The following is an 8,757-nucleotide window of genomic DNA, read 5'->3' on the forward strand; positions in this document are numbered from 1 at the left end:
GCTCAATCTATGAGCGTAGTATAATTATCGACATTGAACTGAAAAGAACCTACCCAGAAACTCTGTTACCTACGTTACCAGAAGGATGGAAGTGGTGCACCCAAACTGTGACTGATGACCACTTACCTCTATCTTCCTTGGGCTACGCTGAACAGTTTGTATGGTGTGGATTTGAATCGGTTGAGCAGCGAGTAGAGCAGATACTACATATAAATCATAGCCCAACCGATAAAACTTCAGTTGGGCTATTTTCATACACTTAAAAAGCTTGATTTTATTTGTTTAGGATTTTTTATGTATCCACCATATATCATTTTGATAAGGATAAAAACCGATATTATAATAGAATTGCTGTGATGAAAGCACATATGCATGTTTTGCTCCGAGTTTGCCACACCTATTTACCCCTTCAAGAACAGCAGCTTTGCCCAATCCCAACTTACGATATTCTGGTAAAGTGAAAACAGGTTCGACATAAGCATACTCGCTGCCAGGAATACACCACATACCACAATGGGCAGCGTAGTCTCCGTTAGGAGCAACAACTAATATGCGCAAATCAAGGTCAAGATATGGTCTATCAAACCCTTCTCTCATTTTAACGCTATCTGCTTCAGTGCGTTCACGTTTATTCTCAAATCCCTTCCAAATCGCATCAAAATATTTATCAGCGTCAAAGCTTTTATCGGCAAAGCTCATAATTGTATACCCTTTTGGGAGAGCATAATCGTTGTCATTGATATCTATTCGTGATGTCTGAACCTTTTCCGTAGTAGCAATAAAACCCCTTTGAACAGCCGATTGCTGATAACCTAAATCTCCATCTGGCAAAGCTAACTTTATTTCTCCATTCAAATTTAAATTATTTATTGCAAAGTCTATGAGTTGTGACTTGATACCTTCATAATCCTTGTCAACGCAAAAGAATGCCTCACCAAGACCGTGGTCATATAATGTAAGTCCAACAATTTTTCCATTAACCTCAGCAATGCCAAAGTGCGACTGCGTCGTATTTATATGCGAATCGTACTGCCAAACCCATCTTGCCCATAACCAGCTAGGAGCGACAACTTCATTTTGATTTATACGAATTAAAAAATCACAAATTTTCTGAAAATCATCGCAGTATCCAGATTCGTCTATAAAGTTTCTAATTTTTACGTTCATTATTTTAACTCCTTCTAATGCTATTTTTGATTGAAGAAGTTTTTTAACTTCTTCAGCTTACCTTATATAATTTAAAATAATCATTTCGCTCCATTATTTATTATTTATTATTTATACAAAATTTTACGAATTGTTTCTACGGATAGGCAATAAATATTTGCTAGTTCTTCTATAGGAACATTTTCACTTACAAATTTTATCCGAATTTCTTCATTACGCCGTTCATAATAGCCTTGCGCTCCAGAACCTTCACCCCATTTTTTGCGTTCATTATTTCTAGGGATATATAGAGCTTTTCCCTGTGCATACTTTTGAACCTCTTGTAGCAGCTCATCTGGCAATATATCAGAAGCATTTAAATATTTCATTATATGCCTCCTTTACATTATCCATTTTGCCTTAAAAACTCATCCAGATTTTTAAATTCTCGTATTTTAACATCATGCTTTCTGATTTCAGAGACAATATACTGCTCAATCTCTTCAACACATTTACCGAAGACACTTAAATCTTCCGGATCAAATACATTCATCAGTTCCATTGTCTTAAGCCCGAAGTCCTTTGTGACACAATCAATTTCGCTTTGTAATATACATCCCCATACAAAGCACTTTGTTGCATCATTTATCTCCAAGTAATAATAGATTCTTCGAAACCAATAAATGCATTCCTGATACCAATCTGCTAAATGTTGAAAATTGTAGTCCTTTACATCTGTTTCCTTATCTGGTTTTCTCACGCTGAAGAAATCACGGGTTGTATCCAGCATTTTATAGCATATGTCTTTTGATTCTTCTATGGTTTTTGCTGTAGCAGTGCTCTCATAGAGACCAATAAATCCACTTGGAACTTCTGGGAGACCACTTAGGCTCGCTATCTGGTTGTCAGGACCACCCTTAAAATATGTTCCATTTACAGCAGCAATCGCTTCAGACAAATATGCAGCAACGTAGCCACTTGCCTTACGTATACCACTGAGTGATTTTTCGAAAAGCATGTTTTGGAACAATTCCATTACTATATTAATCTTTTCAAGTCCCTTCCTATAAGTAAATTCCTCATCATTAAGATTATTCTGTACCTGTTTCTGCAATTTAACGAAACGTTCTTTTTCTTCTTCGCTTCGAGCATACAAGATAACTCCATCCGCCAAACACGTTGTAAGACTTTCATTTAGGTTCGCAATTCCTTCCACTCTCTCCCATGACATTGGGAATAGGTCATAACCAATGTCATCAATGATAAATGTCTGAGATAGATTATAGCCTCTGTCTGTAGAAGGGATGTAAAAGTTAAACGCTATTTCATCTCCATCTGGTGCAATCTTCCAATGTTCGTGCCCAATTAACAATGCTACATCGTCAGGAAATTCCTTCTCAATTTTTTCTATCGCCCAAGCATTTAATTCTTTACTAATATATTTCATTTTTTGTCCTCCTTTTATTGAAATAGATAACAGCTGTTTGCTATAAGTCTATATTATCAATAAACTACTTCATATTGTATACCCAAAACAATTCTAATAATTCTATACCAAAGATTGTCATTACACTTTGATACCGATAGGTGAGCCACCGCTTTTACCACCAAAGGTGGCAGTCAGAGTCGCCTTTCCCCCGGTTCACACCGAGCAACAAAAATTGGAAATTCATTTCCAATTTTTAAAAGGTGACAGGCACCTTTCAGATATTGGTAATTAAGCGAACAATATCTATTGCTCTATCTAACACCTCCGTGATCAAAAAATTTCTTAATAAAAAGTTAAAAAGGCAACCTATATTAGGCGTTAATTAAATTTTTCAATCTTAAATATAACAAGTATAAAAATATAAACTTCCAGTTTTTACTACGACCTCGAGATATATTAGAATAAAAGAAAATCGTTGTTTGCTATTTCAATCAATTAGAGAAAGCCTACCTCATAGACTTCTCTATGAAATAAGCTTTTGCAATTAAATATATCTTACTTTTATTAGCAAATATAGAATTTTGTGCAGAAATTCAGAATCCCTTTGTATATTAACATTAGGCAAAAAAAACATAAAAATCTTATTTTTGGGAGGAGGCTAATTCCAAGGTTAGTTTTATTTGTATTAGAGCAGCTTAGCCGTTCCCCTAAAATTGTTGATTCCCCTAAAGCAGCAAAGAAACGTAAGCAACAAAAATCGAAAATTCATTTCCAATTTTTGAAAGATTTAAAGGCTATAGACTATTAAGCGTTGATGGAAGGGTATTAGAAACAAATAAAACTGGGAAATTAAGAGATGAATTTGATTATATTAAATTTTGACTAGTTCTTCCTACTAAATCTAGTGCTTGATCTAAAAGATAAACTTTTTGTTTTATATGCTTTTCCATACAATATCTTCTGATAATATTATATGGAAAAGAAAGCCGTATTACTATCTTACCAATAATAAACGGCTTTCGAAAATCAATTTCGTATTAAATAATCGAATGCACTTAAAGCTGCATTCGCACCTGAACCCATAGAAATGATGATTTGCTTATATGGACTATTGGTACAGTCTCCCGCAGCAAATACTCCAGGAATATTTGTAGCACTATGATTATCAACAATAATCTCACCTAAGCGATTACGCTCCACTGTTTCGCCTAACCAATCTGTATTTGGTACAAGACCTATCTGAACAAATACGCCTTGCAATTCAATATGTTTAACTTCTCCTGTATCGCGTTCAGTGTAGCTAATACCATCTACTTTGTCAGTGCCGGTAATCTCTTTCGTTTGAACGTTTTTTAATACAGTTACATTAGATAGGCTGTAAAGACGCTGTTGAAGCACAATATCAGCCTTTAGCTCTGGCATAAATTCAAGAACAGTTACATGTCTTACAATCCCTGCAAGATCAATAGCCGCTTCAATACCAGAATTACCACCGCCGATAACTGCTACGTGTTTTCCTTTAAATAAAGGACCGTCACAATGAGGGCAGTAGGCTACACCTTTGTTCTTGAATTTCGTTTCTCCTGGTACACCAACATTTCTCCAAGCAGCACCTGTAGAAACTATTACAGTCTTGCTTTTTAAAACAGCACCATTTTCAAGCACAACCTGGATAAAGTCCTTTTTTTCTAAACTCTTAACCCGCTGTAGATTCATCACATCAACATTATAAGTTTTAACATGTTCCTCAAGGCTTGCTGCTAGTTTAGGACCTTCTGTGTATTTTACACTTATAAAGTTCTCGATGCCCATAGTATCCAGTACTTGACCACCGAAGCGATCTGCAACAATGCCCGTACGAATACCTTTACGTGCAGCATAAATCGCTGCACTTGCTCCAGCTGGTCCTCCTCCGACAATAAGCACATCAAAGGGGTCTTTATCATTGAACTCTGAGACATCAACAGTATTACCCATTTTGGAAAGAATCTCCTCAAGTGTCATACGACCACTACCAAAGACTTCACCATTTAAGTAAACAGAAGGTACTGCCATAATATTTTTACTTTCTACTTCTTCCTTGAAAGAACCGCCATCAATCATGGTGTGTGTAATGCCAACATTAAGAATACTCATCAAGTTAAGTGCCTGAACTACCTCTGGACAATTGTGGCAACTTAAGCTGATGTAAGATTCAAAATGGTATTCACCCTTAATATTTTTAATTTGATTAATTAATTTCTCATCAGTCTTTGGAGCTCTTCCGCTAGTCTGCAGTAGAGCTAATACGAGAGAAGTAAATTCATGACCTAAAGGGATTCCTGCAAAAGTAACACCAGTGTCTTCGCCTATACGATTCACACTAAAGCTTGGAGTTCTTAATAACTTTATTTTCTCTACATTAATTTTAGAGGACATGTTGCTTATTTCATCTAATAGAGAAACCATGTCCTTAGAGATTGTATCGGATCCTGCACTAACTTTAATTAGTACATCTCCCTCCAAAAGCTTTAAATATTGAGCCAATTGTTCTTTAATATCTGCGTCTAGTAGCATAATTTCCACTCCTTAAATCTTTCCTACAAGGTCAAGACTTGGTTTAAGTGTTGCAGCGCCCTCTTTCCATTTAGCTGGGCAAACTTCACCAGGATTCTTTCTAACATACTGTGCTGCTTTGATTTTGTTAATAAGAGTGCTTGCATCACGGCCGATACCACCAGCATTAATTTCTACTGCTTGAATGATACCATCTGGATCTATGATGAAAGTACCACGATCAGCAAGACCAACGGATTCAATTAATACATCGAAGTTTCTAGATAGTGTATGTGAGGGATCACCGATCATAATATAAGTAATTTTTCCAATACTTTCTGAACTATCGTGCCACGCCTTATGTGTAAAATGAGTATCTGTTGAAGCGGAATAAACCTCAACTCCAAGTTCCTTTAGAGTCTCATAATGATTTTGTAAATCTTCTAGTTCTGTTGGGCATACGAACGTAAAGTCTGCAGGATAAAAGCAAATTATACTCCACTTACCCTTAAAATCCGATTCTGTTATTTCAATAAATTTCCCATTGTGATAAGCCTGTGCTTCGAATTGTTTTACCTCAGTTCCGATTAATGACATAATAAATTTACCTCCTAAACTTTATTTTAGATTTATATTAGTTTGTTATACTATCTACAAATTAATAATTATTATTACTTAATATTTATTATACATTCAAAATAATATTTGTCAAGTTACTTGCACAAATTCGCCATAATTTATTTTAACAATATTTTAGAAAGTTCAACTCTGGCATCTTATATAAGTGGCAGTTGGCTCAGAGATATGAACTGATTAGAAAGTAAAAACTTCCAGTTAGCAAGCTCAGTGGTTCCTCTTTGGCTTCTTGTTGTTTATGTTACTCATCATACATATCTTGGGTTTCCTGTGATTGTGACTGTTACTCATGTAACTTTTTCAAGGTATCATTAAGTTGAGCCTTAGAATCTGCTGTCATAGCACGTAGCTTAACCATATCCATATTAGAACCTGGGTCTGCATTTGTATTAAGTGTTTTATCAGCATGTTAATTTTCTACCATATGTAATTGAATGTTATAATAATATTATTATTATTCTTTTTCTATGCTTTAAGTAGGCTACTACTGCAGATTGAATTATAAAAGATTATCAGAAATTTATTAGGGGGAAGAAACAAATGGGAAAGAAATATAATGAGCATAAGAAAAATTGTCAATTAAGAAATGAGGACAATAGTACTATATTTTCAGAATCTGAAAATATTGATGATTTAATTAATTATTGCGAAATCGATACTACTAAAAAATCAGCAATAATTAGATCCCTTACGCAGGAAGAAGTAGATAGCTTTATTGCTGCAAAAAAAGCATCTGGACTTGCGCTGAGTATTGGTGTGTCTTTATATATTATGTCAATTATTGCGTCGATATTAATGTACACTCTCATAGACGATTACATTATTTCCGAGAAAATACTTGGCTTAATTGTACCATTAGCTATCATTGTATCCGCTACACCTTTCCTAATTTATTCTGGCAGAAAGATGAAAAAGTACAAATATCTGAAAAGTGGTTTTGAGTACTCTCTTAATATGGCTGTAACTATTGAACTAAAAAATTCTGCTTTTGTATCACTCTACTTTTGGTCCTCATTTATTGCGGGATGCCTATTTATTATATCGCCTTCTGGAATTGCGCTGGACTATCATTACCATTACGATCTATGTAATTATGGAGTAGTTATTATGCTTACAATGGTTTGTATTGCTGCTTCTATATTTATATATGTTAGTAGCATTAATGAGGGCTTTAAAATACTTTTGAGAAAGCGAGACTTTTCAAAAATAAAGACCCCCAATAATAAACTTACTCTTAGAGTTGTTGTTGCTATTTGGTCACTTTCAGTATCTATTTTCTTCATTAGCGGGTGTATATTTACACAATGGAATCTTAACTGGATTGTATTCCCAATTACAAGTATTTTATTGCATATACACAAGAAGTCACAGTAACAACAAATTGCGTGGAATATGATCATCTCTACCAGGATGAGTTTTAAAATTGGGTTCTTATTATAATAGGCTTTACGAGAGGATAAATATAGCATGGTTAGTAAAAATATAAATAAAGGTACAATCTATAAATGGATTAAAGATGCCGAAAAAAAAGAAGGAATAAAGATTTTAAGACAAAATGGTGATTGGACATCAGAGGAAAAATTTCATATGGTTCTTAAGACAGCCGCTCTAAGGTAACTGTGACTTGGTAAAAACAGTAAATAAGTTCTAACCTACTGGATATTGGCTCACCATCAAGGATAGAAGTATCATCTAGTCTTGCAGTAATAAAAATACCATACTACTTACTTTCACGTTTTGCTAATGTCACCTAGAATTCCTAGTTTCCAAGGTATGAGTCAGGTTCACCCATTTAAAAAGTCAATCGTGGAAATTATTCTATTAGCAAACATAAGCTTCCAGTTTATGTAATGACCTCGGGGACGTAACAATAAATTGAAATTATTGTTTGCTATTTCTCTGAGTCACACCAACAGGAATTAAAAAAGGCATTGCTGCCTTTTGGGTTGGTATACAATATAAGAATGATAGGAACTAACTCAACTACAAATTATGCTTATTAGTAAGGTGATTATTAATCTAACTGAAAGAATCTCATGATACTACCATCAATTGTTGTTATATCACATTCTTTGCCTCCCCACTGCTGAGTTTTAACTTCTGTTATTCGATCCCAACCATTTTTCTTCACAAATGAATATAGTTGTTCTACGCCTTCAACACGCATGAAAGCAACAGTTTGCTGTGAAGGTTCGCCAAAAAACATGTGAATGCCATTAAATGTAGTTATTTTCATATTAACTAATTCCCCAGGTATTGGCAATGCACACCCATAGGTTCCCATTCCATCTTTATTTCTTTCATCAATATTTACGTACCACCCTAAAACAGTTTCAAACCATTTTGCAGTTTTATCCATGTTCTGTGTGTAATAGACAGGACCGTTTTCTTTGACGGAATACCCTCTTTGTTTCAAATCTTGCATAGTTTGTTTTCCTCCTAAAATAGATTGAACAGATATTTTGGCGAATAAATTGATATTCTCGATATGACTGCGCGCTATCATAGGAGAAACTCCATGAAAACGGCTAAAAGCACGTGAAAAACTTTCTGGCGACTCATATCCATATTTGAAAGCAATGTCAATTATCTTTGCCTTGGATGATGATACCTCGATGCCTGCCAGTGCTAATCTTCGATTGCGAATATAATCACCAAGTGAAATACCACACACGATAGAAAAAACACGTTGAAATTGAAAACTTGACATATATGCCTGACTTGCAATGACTTCTGCTTTTAAAGAATCAAGAATATTATCCTCGATAAAGTCAATTGCTCTTTGAATGCAACTTACCGTATCCACTTACTCACCCCCCTCTGTCTATTTTATAGTATAAAGAAAAACTCCATAGACTTCATGATATTTTTTGCTTGTTTCGGCTAAGTCACGGTAGACGCACTGGTTACCCAGTGCACCCCGTACAGATCCCGGCGTGCGGAACTACCGCACCGGGCTCTTCAAATATATTCGCTTCCGTAATCAATCAAAACAGATTTTAAATCTCATT

General features: G+C 35.0%; 8 protein-coding genes. 2 read left to right on the forward strand and 6 right to left on the reverse strand.

What is annotated here, in order from left to right; genetic code table 11:
- Window positions 1-282: 282 nt before the first annotated feature.
- The 5 genes from ACREV6_RS21545 to ahpC all read right to left on the reverse strand — a co-directional run bounded on the left by ACREV6_RS21545 (window position 283) and on the right by ahpC (window position 5,707).
- On the reverse strand, window positions 283-1,167 hold the full coding sequence (locus tag ACREV6_RS21545) for a GNAT family N-acetyltransferase (protein WP_431580103.1): 885 nt from the start codon (window positions 1,165-1,167) through the stop codon (window positions 283-285).
- Between the two features lie 107 nt (window positions 1,168-1,274).
- Window positions 1,275-1,535, reverse strand: a complete 261-nt coding sequence (locus tag ACREV6_RS21550) for a CD3324 family protein (RefSeq protein WP_431580104.1) — start codon at window positions 1,533-1,535, stop codon at window positions 1,275-1,277.
- 17 nt (window positions 1,536-1,552) lie between these two features.
- Window positions 1,553-2,593 (reverse strand): hypothetical protein, encoded by a 1,041-nt coding sequence (locus tag ACREV6_RS21555; RefSeq protein ID WP_431580105.1) that lies wholly within the window; start codon window positions 2,591-2,593, stop codon window positions 1,553-1,555.
- A 1,008-nt stretch (window positions 2,594-3,601) separates the two neighbouring features.
- Window positions 3,602-5,131 (reverse strand): alkyl hydroperoxide reductase subunit F, encoded by a 1,530-nt coding sequence (gene ahpF, locus ACREV6_RS21560; protein ID WP_431580106.1) that lies wholly within the window; start codon window positions 5,129-5,131, stop codon window positions 3,602-3,604.
- Window positions 5,132-5,143: 12 nt separating this feature from the next.
- Complete coding sequence (ahpC, locus tag ACREV6_RS21565; protein WP_226177477.1) at window positions 5,144-5,707, reverse strand: alkyl hydroperoxide reductase subunit C; 564 nt, start codon at window positions 5,705-5,707, stop codon at window positions 5,144-5,146.
- Between the two features lie 579 nt (window positions 5,708-6,286).
- On the opposite strand from ahpC, the gene ACREV6_RS21570 reads away from it, so the two are divergent.
- Together ACREV6_RS21570 and ACREV6_RS21575 are read left to right on the forward strand one after the other, a co-directional pair.
- Window positions 6,287-7,120 (forward strand): hypothetical protein, encoded by an 834-nt coding sequence (locus ACREV6_RS21570; protein ID WP_431580107.1) that lies wholly within the window; start codon window positions 6,287-6,289, stop codon window positions 7,118-7,120.
- 93 nt (window positions 7,121-7,213) lie between these two features.
- On the forward strand, window positions 7,214-7,363 hold the full coding sequence (locus ACREV6_RS21575) for a hypothetical protein (protein ID WP_431580108.1): 150 nt from the start codon (window positions 7,214-7,216) through the stop codon (window positions 7,361-7,363).
- Window positions 7,364-7,760: 397 nt separating this feature from the next.
- Here the strand turns inward: ACREV6_RS21575 and ACREV6_RS21580 are convergent, their stop codons facing one another.
- Entirely contained in the window at window positions 7,761-8,552 is a 792-nt protein-coding gene (locus ACREV6_RS21580; protein WP_431580109.1) for a helix-turn-helix domain-containing protein, read from the reverse strand.
- Window positions 8,553-8,757 lie beyond the last annotated feature (205 nt).

The organism is Clostridium sp. (assembly GCF_050717515.1).
GTDB lineage: Bacteria > Bacillota > Clostridia > Clostridiales > Clostridiaceae > Clostridium_AD.